The 19,027-nt window shown below is 60.5% G+C and carries 15 protein-coding genes and 1 tRNA gene; 9 read left to right on the forward strand and 7 right to left on the reverse strand.

Annotated features, from left to right (window positions below):
* The first annotated feature begins 526 nt into the window (after nt 1–526).
* Nucleotides 527–1,822, forward strand: coding sequence for a M18 family aminopeptidase (locus tag ACESMZ_RS02485; protein ID WP_372956922.1), 1,296 nt, complete (start codon nt 527–529; stop codon nt 1,820–1,822).
* 12 nt (nt 1,823–1,834) lie between these two features.
* On the opposite strand, the gene ACESMZ_RS02490 is transcribed toward ACESMZ_RS02485, so the two are convergent.
* Together ACESMZ_RS02490 and ACESMZ_RS02495 are read right to left on the reverse strand one after the other, a co-directional pair.
* Entirely contained in the window at nt 1,835–3,466 is a 1,632-nt protein-coding gene (locus ACESMZ_RS02490) for a methyl-accepting chemotaxis protein (RefSeq protein WP_372956923.1), read from the reverse strand.
* Between the two features lie 187 nt (nt 3,467–3,653).
* Nucleotides 3,654–3,729: transfer RNA gene (locus tag ACESMZ_RS02495), tRNA-Asn, on the reverse strand.
* Nucleotides 3,730–3,810: 81 nt separating this feature from the next.
* Between ACESMZ_RS02495 and ACESMZ_RS02500 the strand changes: the two genes are divergently transcribed.
* Entirely contained in the window at nt 3,811–4,827 is a 1,017-nt protein-coding gene (locus tag ACESMZ_RS02500) for a YheT family hydrolase (RefSeq protein WP_372956924.1), read from the forward strand.
* An 11-nt stretch (nt 4,828–4,838) separates the two neighbouring features.
* Here the strand turns inward: ACESMZ_RS02500 and ACESMZ_RS02505 are convergent, their stop codons facing one another.
* On the reverse strand, nt 4,839–5,522 hold the full coding sequence (locus ACESMZ_RS02505) for an arylesterase (RefSeq protein WP_372956925.1): 684 nt from the start codon (nt 5,520–5,522) through the stop codon (nt 4,839–4,841).
* A gap of 69 nt (nt 5,523–5,591) precedes the next feature.
* Here ACESMZ_RS02505 and ACESMZ_RS02510 point away from each other — a divergent pair, with 69 nt between their 5' ends.
* Both ACESMZ_RS02510 and ACESMZ_RS02515 read left to right on the forward strand, forming a co-directional pair.
* Nucleotides 5,592–6,311, forward strand: coding sequence for an ABC transporter ATP-binding protein (locus ACESMZ_RS02510; RefSeq protein ID WP_372956926.1), 720 nt, complete (start codon nt 5,592–5,594; stop codon nt 6,309–6,311).
* Entirely contained in the window at nt 6,311–8,797 is a 2,487-nt protein-coding gene (locus tag ACESMZ_RS02515) for an ABC transporter permease (RefSeq protein WP_372956927.1), read from the forward strand. The genes ACESMZ_RS02510 and ACESMZ_RS02515 overlap by 1 nt, the downstream gene beginning before the upstream one ends.
* A 57-nt stretch (nt 8,798–8,854) precedes the next feature.
* On the opposite strand, the gene ACESMZ_RS02520 is transcribed toward ACESMZ_RS02515, so the two are convergent.
* From ACESMZ_RS02520 to ACESMZ_RS02535, 4 genes are all read right to left on the reverse strand, one after another.
* Entirely contained in the window at nt 8,855–9,640 is a 786-nt protein-coding gene (locus tag ACESMZ_RS02520) for a substrate-binding periplasmic protein (protein WP_372956928.1), read from the reverse strand.
* A 205-nt stretch (nt 9,641–9,845) separates the two neighbouring features.
* Nucleotides 9,846–11,030, reverse strand: a complete 1,185-nt coding sequence (locus tag ACESMZ_RS02525) for an iron-containing alcohol dehydrogenase (RefSeq protein WP_372956929.1) — start codon at nt 11,028–11,030, stop codon at nt 9,846–9,848.
* A complete protein-coding gene (locus tag ACESMZ_RS02530) occupies nt 11,027–11,587 on the reverse strand; it encodes a hypothetical protein (RefSeq protein WP_372956930.1) in 561 nt (186 codons plus the stop codon). The genes ACESMZ_RS02525 and ACESMZ_RS02530 overlap by 4 nt, the downstream gene beginning before the upstream one ends.
* 129 nt (nt 11,588–11,716) lie before the next feature.
* Nucleotides 11,717–13,006, reverse strand: a complete 1,290-nt coding sequence (locus ACESMZ_RS02535) for a M48 family metalloprotease (RefSeq protein WP_372956931.1) — start codon at nt 13,004–13,006, stop codon at nt 11,717–11,719.
* Nucleotides 13,007–13,183: 177 nt separating this feature from the next.
* Here ACESMZ_RS02535 and ACESMZ_RS02540 point away from each other — a divergent pair, with 177 nt between their 5' ends.
* The 5 genes from ACESMZ_RS02540 to katG all read left to right on the forward strand — a co-directional run bounded on the left by ACESMZ_RS02540 (nt 13,184) and on the right by katG (nt 18,890).
* Nucleotides 13,184–13,654, forward strand: a complete 471-nt coding sequence (locus tag ACESMZ_RS02540; RefSeq protein ID WP_372956932.1) for a PaaI family thioesterase — start codon at nt 13,184–13,186, stop codon at nt 13,652–13,654.
* On the forward strand, nt 13,651–14,085 hold the full coding sequence (locus ACESMZ_RS02545) for a PaaI family thioesterase (RefSeq protein WP_372956933.1): 435 nt from the start codon (nt 13,651–13,653) through the stop codon (nt 14,083–14,085). Before ACESMZ_RS02540 ends, ACESMZ_RS02545 begins: the two co-directional genes overlap by 4 nt.
* 135 nt (nt 14,086–14,220) lie before the next feature.
* On the forward strand, nt 14,221–16,113 hold the full coding sequence (gene htpG, locus ACESMZ_RS02550) for a molecular chaperone HtpG (RefSeq protein ID WP_372956934.1): 1,893 nt from the start codon (nt 14,221–14,223) through the stop codon (nt 16,111–16,113).
* A 6-nt stretch (nt 16,114–16,119) separates the two neighbouring features.
* Complete coding sequence (locus ACESMZ_RS02555; RefSeq protein ID WP_372956935.1) at nt 16,120–16,338, forward strand: DUF2835 domain-containing protein; 219 nt, start codon at nt 16,120–16,122, stop codon at nt 16,336–16,338.
* A gap of 377 nt (nt 16,339–16,715) precedes the next feature.
* Entirely contained in the window at nt 16,716–18,890 is a 2,175-nt protein-coding gene (gene katG / locus ACESMZ_RS02560) for a catalase/peroxidase HPI (protein WP_372956936.1), read from the forward strand.
* The last annotated feature ends 137 nt before the right edge of the window (nt 18,891–19,027 follow it).

Consider the following 19,027-nt stretch of genomic DNA (forward strand, 5'->3'; position numbering starts at 1 on the left):
CGGCTGAGAAAATCCATGCCAGCACGAAGTGAGGGCCGGTGTTGGGTAGCCTCTTCCAGGACCTTCAAAAACAGGGACGTTTTTGAAGAGCGTACAGGGAAGTATTCACCGCGTGTCCTGGAAGAGGCTACCCAATAGCGGGCCGACAGGGAAGCACGGTTCTCGAGTTCTGCGTTTTTCAGGACTGATAGTGCCTGCCTAGGGCCAGGTGGGGGGACGATTTTTCGAGACACGCCGTGGATCCATCCCTGGAGGCTCTTCAAAAACGTCCCTGTTTTTGAAGGTCTCGAAAAATAATCCCCCCACCTGACCCTTCTGACTTTGGAGCAGTTCGCTGATCAGGGCTGAAGGTCCCGGAAAACCATACCGGCCCCAGTCCTTCAACTTTCGGTGATAAATCTGGGATTCAAGTTGTTCCAGTCCTAAATCTGTTGGCACCTGTAAGCTTAACCCCTCAGTAGAGTACACCCCGGTCCCCATGAGATACTCATCCCAACTGAATTCCCGTGCGAGTCTTTGAGAACCTATGGAACACACCAGCTTTAACCAGAACCTGCTCGAATTCCTTTCAACTTCACCCACCCCCTGGCACGCAACCCGCAACATGGCCCAGACCCTGGACAAGGCCGGGTTTCAGGCCCTGGATGAACGGGAAGAGTGGAGCCTGCAGCAGGGGCAGGGCTACTACGTAATCCGAAACGGCTCATCCATTGTGGCGTTCTGGACCGGCAAGCGGTCGCCGCTGGAGTCGGGTGTTCGCATGGTCGGGGCGCATACCGATAGCCCCTGCCTTAAAGTGAAGCCCAATCCTGAACTGCATCGAAAAGGTTTCTACCAGTTGGGGGTGGAAGTCTATGGTGGCGTACTGCTCAACCCCTGGTTTGACCGGGATCTGTCGCTGGCCGGGCGGGTAACCCTGCTGGACGGGCAGGGCAGGGTTCAGGACCGGTTGGTGGATTTCCGGCGGCCGGTGGCGTTTATCCCCAGCCTGGCGATCCACCTTGACCGGGAGGCCAACAGCAACCGTTCCATCAATGCCCAGACGGACCTGCCGCCGGTGCTGATGCAGGCGCCGGATGATGACAGGACGGCCTTTGCTGATCTGCTGGAGGCGCAGGTGCTCAAGGAGTACCCGGAGCAGTCCATTGGCAAGGTGCTGGGCTATGAGCTGAGTTTCTATGATGCCCAGCCCGCCAGTCTGTCTGGTTTGCGGGACGAGTTTATTACCTCTGCGCGGCTGGATAACCTGCTCAGTTGCTACATTGGCCTGCAGTCTCTGCTGGATGCCACCGGTGATGAGCCGGCACTGCTGGTGTGCAATGACCATGAGGAAGTGGGCAGCATGTCGGCGGAAGGCGCCCAGGGGCCTTTCCTGTCCTCGGTGCTGGACCGCTGGTGCGGGGCGGAGTGTCGCAGTCGGGTGATTGCCCGGTCCATGATGATCTCTGCTGATAACGCCCACGGCGTGCACCCCAACTATATTGACCGCCATGACGAGAACCATGGTCCGCTGCTGAACCAGGGGCCGGTGATCAAGGTGAACCACAACCAGCGCTATGCCACCAACAGCCGTTCAGCGGCCCTGTACCGGCACATCAGTGACGAGCTGGGCCTGCCACACCAGACCTTTGTGGTGCGTAGCGATATGGGCTGTGGCAGTACCATCGGGCCAATTACGGCGGGCAACCTCGGGGTGACCACCCTGGATATCGGTGTGCCTCAGCTGGGCATGCACTCAATCCGTGAGCTTTGTGGCACCCGGGACGGCTATACGCTGTACCAGGTGCTCAGGGCGTTCATGGGGTGGCCGGAGGTTAACTGACCACCCTTGCAGTCAGTGCTTCTGGTGGATCCGGGACGCCAGTTCCCTGGCTTCCCGGGCCATGCTTTCCAGTTCCGGGACCCGGCGGAGGTTTTCTTCGGCGCTGGAGCGCATGCTCTCGGCTGTCTCTGCCACATCAGTGACATTACGGTTGATGTCATCTGATACGCTGGTCTGTTCTTCTGCCGCTGTGGCTACCTGGATGGTGGCGTCGCTGATCTGTTTCATGCGGTCGTTGATGCCTGCCAGGGTCTGACGAACGGCGTCCACGGCCTCGCTGGTCTCGCCGGCAACGATTTCACTGGCGCGCATGAATTCGGTGGCATCGTTGGAGCCCCTGGTGATGGTCTCCACGATGGTATCGATTCGGGTGGTGGCTTCCTGGGTCTTGGCTGCCAGGTTTCGCACTTCGTCCGCCACCACCGCAAAGCCCCGGCCTGCCTCGCCGGCCCGTGCCGCCTCAATGGCTGCGTTCAGGGCCAGCAGGTTGGTCTGGTCGGCAATTTCCCGGATAACCCCCATTACCTCGCTGACCTTGCGGCCGTCGCCAGCCAGTCGTTCCACGGTCTGGGCTGACTGACGGATCTGGTCGCTCAGGCGGCTCATGCTCTGGGTGGCCTGTTGGGTGCGGTTGTCAGCGTCGTCCACTTCGGTGGTGGCTTCCCGGGTTTCTACGGATACCGAGGTTGCGTGGCTGGCCACATCCTGGGCAGTGGCGGACATTTCGTTCATTGCCGTGGCGATCTGCTCGATGCGCTGGTGGGAGTGATCGGAATGGTCTGCAACGGCCTGGGCATTGCTTCGCAGGCTCTCGCTGTTTCCGGAAAGCTGCTCGGCGAAGCGCCCCATCAGGGTACCGGTTTCCGAGAGGAAAGCGTGCAGGTTACGGGCAGCATCGGCCAGGCGGCCCAGTTCATCCTCACGTCGCAAGGTGACCGGGTCTGACAGGTCACCTTTACCCAGGCTGTAGAGCTGATCGGTCAGGGTGCGGACAGGTCGCACAACCGACCGGGAAAGTACCAGAATGCACAATAGCGTACCGGCAACGATCGCCAGCAGCATCAGGGTTCCGATAAGCGTGGTGTTGCGACTGACGGATTCGTTCAGGGTGGTGGCCCGCGCCAGCGCCTGCTCACGAATCAGCGCCGATGCCTCTTCGATCAGTTGTGCCGGCTCGCGGTCAATGCCCTGTACGGCCTTGTCGCCGGCCCGGTGATCGTAATCCGCCCGGGTGAAGGCTTCGTACCCGTTACGGTAGTCCCGGCCCATACGCTGGTGGGCGTCCTGGAATCGGCTCATAAGGGCCCTGGTCTCATCATCCTGAAGTCGGGGTAGAAGCGTATCCAGCGCCTGCTGAATACCCGTTTCCTGCTGCTGGAACTGGCGCCAGTACTTGTTTCGCTGGTCGTCATTGCTGCCCCGTATCAGTACGTTTTTCCACTCCTGTACCTGGGTCTTGAACTGGTTCAGGATGTTTTCGGCTTCCAGGGCGCTGACCATCTGGTTGCTGGCGAGGGCGTGGTACTCCCGGTTTGAACTCAGCGAGTGGCTGAAATAAAGCAGGGCACAGACAGCGACCAGCAGGTTGGCTACAAGGACAACAGAGAGGACTCGGGCGAGAATGCTTCTGGAAAACAGTGACATCGGCGGTCTGATGCTCCATGGGAATGCGGACAGGTTATGGAGTTAACGGCCGTGGGGGCGATTTCTTGAATGGTATCGGATGGGTGTTATCCGAAGATGGGTGAGTGCAGGGGCGGCGGGAGTGAAGCGCAATGTCCACCAAATAAAAAGCCGCCAACCTTGTAAAAGGTGGCGGCTTTTCGGAATATGGCTCCCCGACCTGGGCTCGAACCAGGGACAAACGGATTAACAGTCCGTTGCTCTACCAACTGAGCTATCGGGGATTGGCGTCGAGATGGCGCGCATATTAAGGTCTTTGGGGGGTGGGGTCAAGCCCCTGAAAACACAGGATTCAAATTTTCACCATGTCTGATACAGCGGTTTCTGCAAGCCCTGAAGACGCGCCTTCAGAGGTGACATCCACGGCCCCTTACCGGGCCCCGGTGTGGCTTCGTAACGGCCATGCCCAGTCAATCTGGCCGAGCCTGTTCCGCCGTGTGGACCTGCGGGAGCCCGAAGCGGAAGCCGTGGCTACACCGGACGATGATGAGCTCTGGCTCGACTGGTATCGACAGGGTGCGGACCGGGTGGCGGTTATCTGTCACGGTCTGGAAGGACACAGCCGGCGGCCCTACGTACTGGGACTGGCCCGTGCGCTGCTGGCAGCGGGCTGGGATGTGCTGGCGTGGAACTACCGCTCCTGTGGCGGTGTCATGAATCGTCAGCCCCGGTTCTACCACAGTGGCGCCACTGAAGACCTGGATGTGGTGGTTCGCCATGGCCTTGACCAGGGTTACCGCGCCATGGCGCTGGCCGGCTTCAGCATGGGCGGTAATCTGACCCTTCAATACCTCGGCGAGCAGGGAGAAGCGGTGGACAGCCGGATTGCCGGGGCGGTGACCTTCTCGGTGCCTTGCGACCTGGCCGGCGGTGCTGATGTGCTGGCGCTGCCAAGCCGCCGGCTGTATATGTCACGTTTTATCCGCGACCTGAAGCCCAAGATGGCGGAAAAGGCCCGGCGTTTCCCGGACCGGATAACCATGGAGGGCTACGACCAGATCCGCACCTTCCATCAGTTTGATGAGCGCTACACCGCACCGCTTCATGGCTTCGCCAGTGCCCGGGACTACTGGTACCGGGCATCGTCACTGTTTCGCCTCAGGGATATTCGGGTGCCGGCGCTTATCGTGAACGCCGCCGACGACCCCTTCCTCTCCCCGGCCTGCTTTCCGGAGGGTCAGAAAGTGCTGGGTGCATGGACGCAACTGGAGACCACCCGCCATGGCGGGCATGTGGGCTTTGCGCAGTTTGGCCGTGGGGGTTGGTACTGGTCCGAGCAACGGGCGGTGGATTATCTTGGCGCGCTCGTCCATCAGGCCTGACCCCTTAAAGCTTATCGGCTTGCGGAGGCTGTTTCCTGCAGCAGCGGCTGAAGGTGTGGCCAGACGTTTTCCAGCAGGCGCGGCTGGGCTTCGCTGGTGGGGTGAATGCCATCGTCCTGCATCAGGCCATCGCCGTTGTAGATTCCGTCCAGAAAGAAGGGAACCAGGGCCGTGTCATACTGGTCGGACAGGTCCGGGAACATTTCGGTGAACAGGCGGGTATAGCTGGCGCCATAGTTGGGAGGAATCTGCATGCCGACCAGCAGCACCCTGGCACCGGCCTCCTGGGAGGCTTCGATCATGGCCGACAGGTTGTCCCGGATTACCGGCGGCTGGAAGCCCCGCAGGCCGTCGTTGCCGCCCAGTTCGATAATGACGATATCCGGCTGGTGCCGATCCAGCAGCGCCGGCAGGCGACGGGCGCCGCCATCGGTGGTTTCGCCGCTGATGCTGGCATTAACCACCTGCCACTGCTCACGGTCCTGTTCGTCCAGCCGTTCCCGAAGCAGGTTGACCCAGGCGGTGTCTGTTTCCACCCCGTAGGCGGCGCTCAGGCTGTCGCCCATCACCAGTATGGTGTTGGCGTTGGCGGCCCCGGGCAGGATCAGGCATGCCAGTAACCAGAAAACCAGAACCGTTGATCTCTGGCGGGAAAATGCCGTAGTTATAGAAGCAACCACAGAGTTAACGACCATTGAGCGTCCTCGTGTCTTTCCATCAGGCAGGATAGAGTGGCGAATACTGAATCAGTTCCCGGAGCATACGTGACAGACCTTTCCAGCGGACCCCGACAGACTTCCGAAGCCATTCTCACGGTAACCGACCTGACGCAGCGGGTGGATCTGGGCAGAGATACGCTCACCATCCTGCAAGGGGTCAGTCTCGAAATCAAGCGGGGGGAATCCGTCGCCATTGTCGGCCGCTCCGGCTCCGGCAAGACCACGTTGCTGGGGCTGCTGGCCGGGCTGGATACGCCCACTGAAGGGGAAGTTGTGCTGGAGGGCAAGGCCATCAGCCGCCTGAGTGAAGACGAGCGGGCTGCCTTGCGGGCCCGGCGGGTCGGCTTCGTGTTTCAGTCGTTCCAGTTACTGCCGGCGCTCACTGCCCTGGAAAACGTCATGCTGCCCCTGGAGCTGGCGGATTTCCCGGACCCGCAGGCCCGGGCCCGGGAGCTGCTCGGGCGTGTAGGGCTCGGTGATCGCCTCACTCATACCCCGCGCCAGCTTTCCGGAGGTGAGCAACAGCGGGTGGCCATTGCCCGGGCGTTCGCCTGTGAGCCGGTGATCCTGTTTGCGGATGAGCCCACCGGCAACCTGGATAACCAGACCGGTCAGGAGATCCAGGAGCTGCTGATGGCCCTGAACCGGGAACAGGGCACTACCCTCGTCATGGTCACCCATGACGAGACCCTCGCTGCCCGTTGTCAGCGTCGCCTGACCATCGAGGCCGGGCACCTGGAAGCCTCCCGTGAGGAGACCGCCTGATGTCCGCCAGCCGGAAACTGGGTTCCGTCAAGCGGGACTGGCGCCAGCGGGACGTCAAGGTGGTGCTCAGTGCCCTGATCATTGCGGTGGCCACGGTTGCGATCATTGCCCTGTTCGCCAGCCAGCTACAGCGTACGCTGATTACCTCGGCCAGTTCTTTCCTGGCGGCGGACCGGCAGCTTGAGGCCGAGCATGGCAAACCCATACCGGCCCAATGGCGGGAAGAGGCTCGAAACCGGGGGCTGCAGACTGCCCGTATGGTGGAATTCTCAACCATGCTTGGCGGTGGCGAGCGCTTCCAGCTGGTGTCCATAAAGGCGGTCAGCGATGAGTATCCGTTGCGCGGCCAGATCGAGTTTCAGCAGGATGCCGGCGGTGACCGGCAGTTGCTTGGTCAGGGTCCGCGTCCCGGGGAAGCCTGGCTGAACCCCCGGTTGATGCGGTTGCTGGAAATTGACGTGGGCGACACCGTCGAGGTGGGTAACCTTGAGCTCACCGTGTCCGGTCTGCTGGTCCGGGAGCCGGATGGTGGCTTTAACCTCGGCGGGCTGGCTCCCCGGGTGATGATGCACGCGGACGATGTGGAGGCTACCGGCGTCATCCAGGAAGGCAGTCGCGTGGAATACGTTAACCTGTTCGCCGGTGAAGAAGCTGCGCTTGACGGTTTCTACCAGTGGCTTCAGCCGCGACTGGAACCTTCCCATGAATGGGAAAGCATCCGCGATGGCGAAGCCCTCTCCGAATCACTCCAGCGGGCTGAGCGCTTCCTGCTGCTGGGGGGCAGCATCGCGGTGCTGCTGGCATCGGTGGCGGTAGCGGTGGCAAGTCGCCAGTTTGCCGTTGGCCAGCGGGACACGGTCGCCCTGCTCAAGACCCTGGGCCTGTCCAGCCGGCGCATCGGCCATATGTACCTGATGCGTCTCTCTGTCTGGGGCCTGGCGGGTATGGCTGGAGGGTTGCTGGTGGCACTCCCGGTCTATGGCTTTCTCAACAATCTGATGGCCCGGGTGCTGGAGCAGGAGGTTCCGTTCACGGTGGATCTGCCGTCGCTGTTACCCGCGCTGGCCACGGCGGTCGTCTCACTGTTTGCGTTTGCGTATCCGCCCATTCGCCGCCTGCGGCATGTTCCGGCCATGCGGGTATTGCGCAGTCAGCCCGGTGAGGCGGACAGTCGCGCCTGGAGTGATATCGCCATTGCCGTGGTGGCCATATTCGGCCTGGTGTGGCTGTATGCCCGTGAAGTCATGCTGGTGGTGGCGCTGATCGGCGGGTTGGTAGCGTTACTGGGCATTCTCGCCCTGCTGGGCTGGCTGCTGTTGCTGGCCCTGCGCCGGGTCACCGGTGGTGGTAACGCCTGGCGGCTGGCGCTGGTGGGCCTGTACCGGCACCGCCGGGCGAGCCTGTCACAGATTGCCGTGTTCGCCATGACATTGATGCTGGCCAGCACACTGATACTGGTGCGTTCCTCACTGCTCGCGGACTGGCAGGCACAGCTTCCGGAGCAGACTCCGAACCACTTCCTGATCAACATTGCCCCGGAGACCGTGGACGAAGTGGAAGCCTTCTGGAATCGGCAGGGCCAGGGGCTGGATACGCTCTATCCCATGGTGCGGGGGCGCCTGACCGAAATAAACGGCCAGCCGGTAAGGCAGGTGGTCAGCAAGGATGACAGTGTGAACGCCCTTAATCGCGAGCTGAATCTCACCTGGATGGATAGCCTGCCGGAGGACAATCGCATTGTTGAGGGGGACTGGTTCGGTAGCGAGCAGACTGAAGGCGTCTCCGTGGAAGCGGAACTGGCGGCCGAACTGGGCGTTGGGGTCGGCGATGTGCTTGGTTTTACCATCGGCTCGGAAACCATCGCCGAACCAATCACCAGTATCCGTACTGTGCAATGGGAGAGTATGAAACCCAACTTCTACATGGCATTTCCTCCTGGCGGTGCGCTGGACGGGTTGCCAGCCACCTGGATTACCAGTTTCTATCTGCCGGAGGACCGCAAGGACGCCCTTAACGAATTTACCCGTGAGTTCCCTACGGTATCCCTGCTGGAAGTTGACCACATTATCGAGCGAATCCAGGACATTGTGCGCCAGGTGACCCAGGCTATCGAGGCAATACTGGCCCTTATCCTGGCCGCCTCACTGGTGGTGATGGCGGCGGTGGTGAGCGCTACCCTTCAGGACCGGCAACGGGAGGGGGCCTTGCTCCGAACCCTGGGCGGGCGTCAGTCATTGCTGGTGAACAGCACCATGCTGGAGTTCGGCCTGGCGGGTTTACTGGCAGGGATACTGGGTGTGCTGGCGGCAGAAACGGCAGTCTGGGCCCTGCAATACCGGATGTTCGGCGGCGAGTTCCGCTGGCACTGGCAGGTGGCGTTGCCGATTCCCGTGATCAGCGGTGTGGTGCTGGCGTTGCTGGGTCGCTGGCAGCTCCGGCCGGTGCTCCAGGTCAGCCCAATGCTGCTGTTACGGCGACTGGAATGATGACGGCATGGTGATCAGGTCGTCCGCCGGGGGAGGTCAGGCGGCGGACGCCACGACTCATCGATACTGGTCGAGGATCTGGTCCAGTTCGCCGCTGGCTTTCATTTTTGCCAGTTCCTGGTTGAAGTCCTCGGCGAACCTTTGCCAGTCCGGGCGCAGCATCAGGCGATAGCCGTAGTCGCTGAGGGCCTGCTCGCTGTGACGGAACTGTCCATGCCAGTTGTTCTGACGGATGATCCACTGGCCGACGCCCAGGTCAGCCACAGCGGCGTCCAGGCCACGGCCGTGAAGCAGGTAGGTAAAGATGTCCCGGTCGCCGGACACTTCGTACCGTTCAATGGTGCCGTTTTCAAACAGCGGCTCCAGTTCGGGGTAGTGATAGCCCAGTGGTGTTACCAGGGTCACGTCCCGCAATTGCTCCACTCCTTCAAAGCGGAAGTCTGAGTCCGCCGGCGTAAAGAAAACCTCCCGGATTGAAACCATGGCGTCGGTGAACAGGAATTCACTCGGTTCTGTCGTCCATTCCCTTGCCCTGGGTGACGCATCGATATGGCCGTCCAGCAACATGGCATCCACCCGTTTGCGCGGTATCTCATACGGCTTGAGGTCGTACCCGAGGCGGTTCGCCACTCGGCTGACCACCTCGAAAGCTATGCCGCCATAACTGCCATCTTCATGGTGGATGATATAGGGGGGATAACCACTGGTGGATACATTGAAGTTGAGGGTCCGTTCCTGGCCGTCCGGCACGCTGCCGGAAGCGGTGGATTCGCTGGCACTGACCAGCGTCGTCGCCAGGGGGATCATGGCCGGGACGAGCCAGCGCAAGACGGGATGAAGCATTTTAAAGATACCCTGTTAGTGCTGTTTTACACGGTCTGGAGTTGCATCCAAAGCCGCAGGGTTCGGATTGAATGCTTCCGTGCAAACCAGGGGCGCTGGTAAACAAGCACCTGTTTCCGCAGTGGTTACCAGCCCCCTTCTTAGCTTACGAAGATTGTTGCGTGTTTCGCTGTGCGATTCAACCCTCAAAAAGCAGGAGTCTGTCTCATCCCCAGGCCTTATCGAGTATTAACCGGACTTCTTTCAGGGTTGCCTCGCGAGGATTGTAGATGATAGATCCATCGTCCAGGGCCTGACGTGCAATGGCGTCCAGTTGCTCTTCTTTTACCTTGCCGGTTTCCCGCAGGGTTCTGGGGAGCTCGCAGCGATGGTGCAACTCATCCCGCAGGTGGCGGATGGCGGATATGGTGGCCTCTGCACGCCGGGAGGCGGGGGTGGCTGCCCATACTTCGGGGCCTTCCAGGTAGAGCAGCAGGTCTGCCAGGGGGTCACGAATCTCTTCCAGGTTGTATTCCAGTACGAACGGCAGGTAGAGGCTCATGCAGAGTCCATGGGGCAGGTGACAGATGGCGCCGGTGGCATGGCCCAGGGAGTGGACCAGGCCCACCATGGAATTGGAGAACGCAATACCGGCCATCGTGGAGGCTTCCGCCAGATCGAGCCGGCCCTGGGCGTCGTCCGGCTGGTCCATCACTGGCAGCAGTGAGCGCCCGATTTTTTTGATAGCCGCTGTCGCATAGGCATCGCTGAGCGGATTCCTGGCCAGGCAGGTATAGGCCTCGGTGGCGTGGGTCAGAGCATCCATGGCGGTTGCCGCAGTGATATGGGGCGGCAGGGTGAGGGTCATCCTCGGGTCGATGATGGCCGCATTGGGCAGCAGGAAAGACGAGGTGAAAGGCAGTTTCACTGACCGTCCGGTGTCGGCAATGACAGCGACAGAGGTGACTTCCGACCCGGTACCGGCGGTTGTCGGAATCACAAAGAAGGGACGCAGGGGCCGTGTCAGGACGCCCGCGCCGCTGTATGCAGCGATGTCGTCGCCACCCTCCGACACCAGAATGTTCACCGCCTTTGCGGTATCAATGGAGGAGCCACCGCCGATGGCAATAATGGCGTCGCACTCCTGGTCGCGATAGAGGTTGGCAATTTCCCGGACCGTTGTCGTGGAGGAGTCCGGGGGTACTTCATCGTAGATGGCGGCAATGCGGACGTCGCTCTCCTCACAGGCGGCCATGACCGGATCCAGCAGGCCGGCGGCACGCACGCCGGCATCGGTGATGATCATGGGGCGGACAGAGGCGATTCCGGTCAGTTCGTAGGGCAGGTGCTCCAGTGCGGCCTCACCAGCGATGACCTTTACCGGACAGAAAAATTCGTAATAGCGGCTCATTGTGACAGGGCCTCCTTGCGCAGATCGCGGATCATCGAGAATGCCACCCGGCGATAGACACCGATGGCTCCGGGTAATTTTTCCAGCAGACCGAGCTCGGCCGGATATTCCTTCACAGCCCTGCGAGCAATCAGGCGCGGCAGAATGATGGCTTCCAGACGGTTAAGAATCCGGGTCATGCGCACGGCCAGGGCAATATCACCGTCTACCACCATGCGGTCGTTGGCAAAGGCCTCCACGGTTTTCTCCTGGAAGGAAAGCACCAGGAACGCATGGGCCAGGTGCTTGAAGCGGATGGACAGATCCACGGGGCCCTGATAGCGACTGCCCAGGAAACGAAGCGAACCATGCCCCGTGTGTTCAACCGCCAGCGAGGGGCCTGAAGGCAATACCGTCATCTGGAACACCAGACCCTCGGGGAGATCCCGGGCCTCGTCGATAACGGTCTTGTCGAAACGGGAAATGGCTTCCAGGGCATGTCCCATGAAGCGGAACATCAGGGCGACGTACTGCCGGCGCGCACGGCGCGCGGCGGAGCGGGAGAAGCTTTCCAACATGGGCAACACCTTCGTGGGCAGGCCGGGAACCCTGAGTTTCAGGTGGATTGCCTGGCCAAGTCAATGCCGGATGGAGGGAAGGGATGGGGATGACCGGAGGGCAGGGGGCTGCCCTCCGGTATCACTGGGCTATTTCAGGTTCGACAGCTTGCGTTTCGCTTCTTCGGCCAGTTCGCCCTCAGTCTTGGCAACTTCGTTGTAGTAGGCTGCCGCCTTGTTACGGTCACCCTGCTCGGCAGCAATATCGCCCAGCCTCAGATAGGCAATGGACGTGGGGACCACTTCTGCAGAGGCCTCCAGGTCAGCCCGGGCGCCCTGCAGGTTACCCTTGTCGAGGCGGCTCAGGCCCCGGTACAGGCGGTAACTGAACATTTCCGGATAGAGTTCGACGGCTTTGTCAAAATCTGCCTCGGCCTTTTCGGGGTTGTCCATGGCGTCATGCAGGCGGGCCCGGGTGGCGTGGAAGGCTGCCTCCCGCGGCGCCATTTCCAGGGCCTTGTTAACCTTGTCCAGCGCCGCCTCGTACTTTTCGTCACCAGCCAGCTCGAGGGCTTCGTCATGCAGGTCGTAGGCCGGCTGCAGGCGCTTCGCTTCTGCGATCATGCCCTGGTACTTCTCCCGGTTGCGGACACCATCGGTGCCCAGCTCCCGCGCCAGGCGGCGGTTCTCATCAACCCGCTTCTGTGACGGTGGGTGGGTGGCAAACAGGCCCTCCAGAAAGCCCGATGAACGTCCCTCTGACAGTTCAAGGAACAGTTCCTGTAGTTCCACTGCAGCCTGGGGATCGTAGCCGGCCTCTACCATGTACTCGATACCGAAACGGTCGGATTCAAGTTCGTGGGACTGGCTGTACTGGGCCAGAGCCATCTGGCTGCCCACGGCTGCGCCGCCCATGATCAGGCCGCCCCATTCGTTATCACCCAGGGCCAGGCCAAGGCCGGCCATACCGGCGCTCAGCAACATACCCTGCTGCATCCGCTGCACGCTGTGGCGGGCGGCCGCGTGGACAATCTCGTGACCAAGTACCGAGGCCAGTTGGGCCTCGTCTTCCAGCTTCACCAACAGCCCGCGGTTGATGGCAATCTTGCCTCCCGGGAGCGCCCAGGCGTTGGGCACGCTGCTGTTCAGCACAGTGAATTCGTAGGGAAGGTCGGGGCGGTCGCTGACTTCGGCCATCCTGTCGCCCACTTCCTGCACGTATACGGTGAGTTCCGGGTCAAGGTAGAACTGGCCGCCCTGGGCCTGGATGGTGGGTGTATAGTTCTCCTGGCCGAGCTGACGTTCTTCGTTCTCGCCGATCAGTGAAAGCTGGGACTTGCCGGTAACCGGGTTGGTGGCGCAGCCGCTGGTAAGAAGAATCAGTGCGGTAACAGCAGAAATAATGGCCGCCCTGGCCCTGGTCAAAGACAATTTGTTCACGTAGGTCTCCTTGCCTGTTGTCAGAGATGTGTGCCCAGAGTCTCCCTCGTGAACACTCTGGTATGATAGCGGAATCTGTCGCTTCACACAGTCCTCGCGTAATCCCGGGGTCGCCGCTGAACCCATCTGTGAAATGGGGTATGATCCGCCCGTTTTTCGCCTGACGACAGGATCGCTATGACCGATAAAGTGCTTATGGACCGGGTGGACCGGTTCATCAACATTCTCAACCAGGCCCGTGATCTGGGGTTGACCGTCGCAGATGCCGACAGGGGGCAGCTGACCCTGTGCCTGCCCTACAGTGAAAAAATCATCGGCAACCCGGAAACAGGTGTCATCCACGGCGGGGCTATCACCACCCTGATGGACACCACCTCCGGCTCGGTGATGATCTGCGCACTGGACGAGTTCGAACTGTGTCCCACGCTGGACCTGCGTGTGGACTACATGCGTCCGGCGGAACCCGGCCAACCGGTCTATGCCCGGGCTGAAATCCGCAAGATGACCCGCAACATCGTGTTCACCCGCTGTGAAGCCTTCCAGGATGACGGTGAGATTGTCGCTACCTGTGTCGGTACCTTTATGCGCATCGGCAAGGAAGCGACACCCAAATCCTGGCGCGACATGATCATGGGGGTGGCCGAATGACCAGTGCCGATATTCTTCGCGAAACCCAGAAGACCGGTGACTTTACCCGACTTCTGGAGAGCATTCCCTACGCCGGTTACATCGGTCTGCAGTGCGACCGTTTCGGGGATGACCTGATCTTCCGCCTGCCCCGCAAGGACTCCAACCTGGGCAATCCCATGCTGCCGGCGATCCATGGCGGCGTGATCGGCGGCTTTATGGAGGTTTCCGCAGCCACTTACCTGATGATGTCCCAGGACACCTTCCGCATGCCCAAGATCGTGGATTTCTCCCTTGATTACCTGCGGGCGGGGCTGGACCGCGAAACCTACGCGGAGTGCCACCTGACCCGCCAGGGTAACCGGGTAGCCAATGTGATGATCAGCGCCTGGCAGAAATCCCGCAATGAGCCAATCGCAACCGCGAGGGCGCATTTCCTGCTGGAAAAATGAAGACCGCCCCGGGGCCTTGAAATGACAACCGGGGCCCCCAAATTGACTCCACGTAATGAATAGCCTTGTGTCACCCCGGCAGGCGCCGGGCGTGCACCAAACGTTAGTCAGACATTCAGCAGGAGATACCGCGCCATGACGGTTGAAACCGGTAAAGAAACCCTGGGTTTTCAGACCGAAGTGAAGCAGCTGCTTCACCTGATGATTCACTCCCTCTATTCCAACAAGGAAATCTTCCTGCGGGAGCTGATCTCCAACGCCTCCGATGCGGAAGACAAGCTGCGCTTCGCCGCCCTGAAAGATGACAGCCTGTACGAGGATGACCCTGAGCTTAGAATTCGCCTGGACTATGACGCCGATGCGGGCACCGTCACCCTGACCGACAACGGCATCGGCATGACCCGGGACGACGTTATCCAGAACCTGGGTACCATCGCCAGATCCGGCACCGCCGAGTTCCTGAAACAGCTTTCCGGTGATGAGAAAAAAGACAGCAAGCTGATCGGGCAGTTCGGCGTGGGCTTCTATTCGGCGTTTATCGTGGCCGACAAGGTCGAGGTCTACACCCGCCGGGCCGGTGCGCCCAAATCCGAAGGTGTGCACTGGGAGTCCCGTGGTGACGGCGAATTCACCATCGAGAACCAGGAGCTGGACAACCGCGGCACCCGTATCGTCCTGCACCTGAAAAAGGACGAGAAGGAGTTTGCCGACGGCTGGCGCCTGCGCAGCCTGGTCAAGAAGTACTCCGACCACATCTCCTTCCCGGTGGTCATGAAGTCCGAATCGGAGGAAGAGGACAAGAAGGGCGAGGACGAAACCGTCAACGACGCCACCGCCCTGTGGACCCTGCCCCGTACCGAGATCAAGGACGAGGAGTACAAGGAGTTCTACAAGCACATCGCCCATGACTTCGAGGACCCGCTCACCTGGTCCCACAACAAGGTGGAAGGCAAGCTGGACTACACCAGCCTGCTGTATATCCCCAAGCGTGCGCCGTTTGACCTGTACAACCGGGATGCCCCCCGGGGCCTCAAGCTGTATGTGCAGCGCGTGTTCATCATGGACGACGCCGAGCAGTTCCTGCCCCTGTACCTGCGCTTCGCCAAGGGTGTCATTGATTCCAATGACCTGTCCCTCAACGTCTCGCGGGAAATCCTGCAGAACGACAGCACCGTGGAGTCCATCCGCAGCGCCATGACCAAGCGCGTACTGGACATGCTGACCAAGCTCGCCAAAAAGCAGCCGGAGGACTACCAGGGCTTCTGGAACGAGTTTGGTACCGTCCTCAAGGAAGGTCCGGCGGAAGACTTCAGCAACCGGGAGAAGATCGCCGGCCTGCTGCGGTTTGCCTCCACCCACACCGGGGAGAGCGCCCAGAACGTTTCACTGGACGATTACATTGGCCGCATGAAAGACGGCCAGAACAAGATCTACTACATCACTGGTGACACGTTCCAGGCGGCCAGCAGCAGCCCCCATCTGGAAGTCTTCCGCAAGAAAGGCATCGAGGTGCTGATCCTCTCTGATCGTATCGATGAGTGGATGATGGGCTACCTCAGCGAGTACGACGGCAAACAGTTCCAGGACGTTGCCCGTGGCGACCTGGACCTGGGCGAAGTCGAGACCGAGGAAGACAAGAAGCACCAGGAAGAGGCTGCCAAGGAGCACAAGGATCTGCTCGAGCGGATTAAGGCCGCCCTGAACGACCAGGTGCAGGAAGTTCGCGTGACCAACCGTCTGACGGATTCACCGGCGTGCCTCGTCGTTGGCCAGTTCGATATGGGCGCCCAGATGAAGAAGATCATGGAAGCCGCTGGCCAGAAAGTGCCGGACAGCAAACCCATCTTCGAAATCAACGTGGACCATCCGCTGGTTCAGCGGCTGGAAAGCGAGCAGGGTGAAGAGCGCTTCAGGGAGCTGTCCGCTGTCCTGTTCGACCAGGCGACTCTCGCCAGCGGCGAACAGCTGAAGGATCCGGGTGCTTACGTCAGCCGCCTTAACCGGTTGTTGCTGGAGCTGTCGAACTGATCGGCCATGCAGCAAATCATAGTGGACATCCAGATCAGCCCTGATGAGTGGATCAAGCTCTACCAGGGCGTTGCCACCGATGTCCGCACCACGGCCCGGGACGGACGCTCCGTCCGCTTCCCGGCCCGTATCCTCTCCCGCTTCTTCCTACGAGATGGCATCCGCGGCAGTTTCCGTATCCTGTTTGACGATGCCGGCAAGTTCCTCTCCATCGAGCGGCTATAGCCTGCTGACGTAATCCCGTTCGGCATCGAACAGAACAACGTGCCGGTCTATTGATAGTAAAAAACTTTCAAAAAAGTTCTTTTAATTAATTGTTGCCAGGTCCACACCCCGGGCTACAGTGATCCTGTCGTTGATAACGCAGGAGTTGTCCCATGTCAGTGTTGCTCGATTTCACACAGATAGCATGGCGAGAGACACTCGGAATCCTCGCCGAATATTACGGCGACTATGCCAGCGCTCAAAGCCTCGCTGGTCATAGTGATTCCCTATCCCGACCTTAGGAAAGTTTCAAGCAGGGGTGTTCCGCTTGACCTATGTTAAGTGATGTCCCTCCAACAACGTGATCCTTGCCCAAGTGGTAACAACAGGAGTGAAAGATGAGTCAGAATAACAGTACAGGTGGAAAGTGCCCTGTCATGCACGGTGCCAACACGGCCAGCAGCCAGAACGTCACCGGCTGGTGGCCTGAATCCATCAACCTCGACATCCTCCACCAACACGACAGCAAAACCAACCCGATGGACGAGGGATTCGACTATCGGGAAGAGGTCCGCAAGCTGGACTTCGATGCCATCAAGCAGGACCTGCACGCCCTGATGACCGATAGCCAGGAGTGGTGGCCGGCCGACTGGGGTCACTACGGTGGCTTCATGATCCGTATGGCCTGGCACTCAGCCGGTACCTACCGGATGGCCGATGGTCGTGGCGGCGGCGGAACCGGTAACCAGCGTTTCGCTCCTATCGCTTCCTGGCCGGATAACGCCAGTCTCGACAAGGCGCGCCGTCTGCTGTGGCCCGTCAAGAAAAAGTACGGCAACAAGATCAGCTGGGCCGACCTGATGATCCTGGCGGGTAACGTTGCCTATGAGTCCATGGGCCTCAAGACCTTCGGTTTCTCGTTCGGGCGGGAAGATATCTGGCACCCTGAGAAAGACATCTACTGGGGCGCCGAGAAGGAATGGCTGGCGCCCTCCGATGAGCGCTACGAGGACGTCGGCAAGCCGGACACCATGGAAAACCCGCTGGCCGCGGTGCAGATGGGCCTTATCTATGTGAACCCGGAAGGCGTCAATGGTGAGCCTGATCCCATGAAGACGGCCGCCCAGGTGCGTGAAACCTTTGCCCGGATGGCCATGGATGATGAAGAGACCGCTGCCCTGACCGTCGGTGGCCACACCGTTGGCAAATGCCACGGCAACGGTGACGCCGGTGCCCTGGGTGCCGAGCCGGAAGGGTCTGATGTCGTCGGCCAGGGCCTCGGCTGGGACAATCCCAACATGCAGGGCAGGGCGTCCAACGCTGTAACGTCCGGCATCGAGGGTGCCTGGACTACCGAGCCCACAAAGTTTGACATGGGCTACTTTGACATGCTGCTGGACCATGAGTGGGAGCTCAAGAAGAGCCCCGCAGGTGCCTGGCAGTGGGAGCCGGTGGACATCAAGGAAGAAGACAAGCCTGTGGACGCCAGTGATCCGTCCATTCGTCACAACCCCATCATGACCGACGCCGACATGGGCATGAAGGTGGATCCGACCTACCGCAAGATCCTCGAGGACTTCCGCAAGGATCCGGAGCGGTTCCAGGATGCCTTTGCCCGTGCCTGGTTCAAGCTGACTCACAGGGATATGGGTCCGAAGTCCCGATACATCGGGCCGGAGGTACCGGATGAGGATCTGATCTGGCAGGACCCGATTCCTGCTGGCCCCACTGACTACATCGAAGAGGTGGTCAAGGAGCGAATTGCCGATGCCGGCCTGTCCATCAGCGACATGGTCAGCACCGCCTGGGACAGCGCCCGGACCTTCCGGGGCTCCGACCTCCGTGGCGGTGCCAACGGCGCCCGCATCCGCCTGGCGCCACAGAAAGACTGGGTCGGCAACGAGCCCGAGCGCCTGGCGAAGGTGCTGAAAGTGTATGAGCAGATCTCTGCCGATACCGGCGCCAGCATTGCGGATGTGATCGTACTGGGCGGCAGCGTAGGCATCGAGAAAGCCGCCAGTGCCGCCGGCTACGAAGTGCGCGTACCTTTCCTGAAAGGTCGTGGTGATGCCACTGACGAGATGACCGACGCCGAGTCTTTCGATGTGCTGGAACCGGTGGCCGATGGCTTCCGCAACTGGCAGAAAGAGAACTACGTGGTCAAGCCGGAGGAGCTGCTGCTGGATCGTGCCCAGCTGATGGGCCTGACCGCAGCCCAAATGACCGTGCTGATCGGTGGTATGCGGGTGCTGGGTACCAATCACGGTGGCAGCAAGCATGGCGTGTTCACTGACCGTGAAGGCCAGCTGACGAACGATTTCTTCGTCAACCTGACCGACATGGCCTACAGCTGGAAGTCTGTCGGCGAAAACCTTTACGAGGTTCGCGACCGCAAGACGGATCAGAAGAAGTGGACCGCGACCCGGGTGGACCTGGTATTCGGCTCCCACTCGATCCTGCGTTCCTACGCTGAAGTGTACGCCCAGGACGATAACCACGATAAATTCGTGCGGGACTTCGTCTCCGCCTGGGCCAAGGTCATGAACAGCGACCGGTTCGACGTGCAGGGTTAACTCGCCCGTTACGTCGCAGACCCCGGCCGGGCATCCTGATTGCGGGATGCCCGGCTACCATCTTCCCGCCAGATTCCTTACAATCCGCCCCGCCTGATTTTTGATCAGCCACAACCTGATCCCCGTTTCTCAGTTTC

The sequence above is a fragment of the Marinobacter sp. genome, assembly GCF_041690615.1.
Classification (GTDB): Bacteria; Pseudomonadota; Gammaproteobacteria; order Pseudomonadales; family Oleiphilaceae; genus Marinobacter.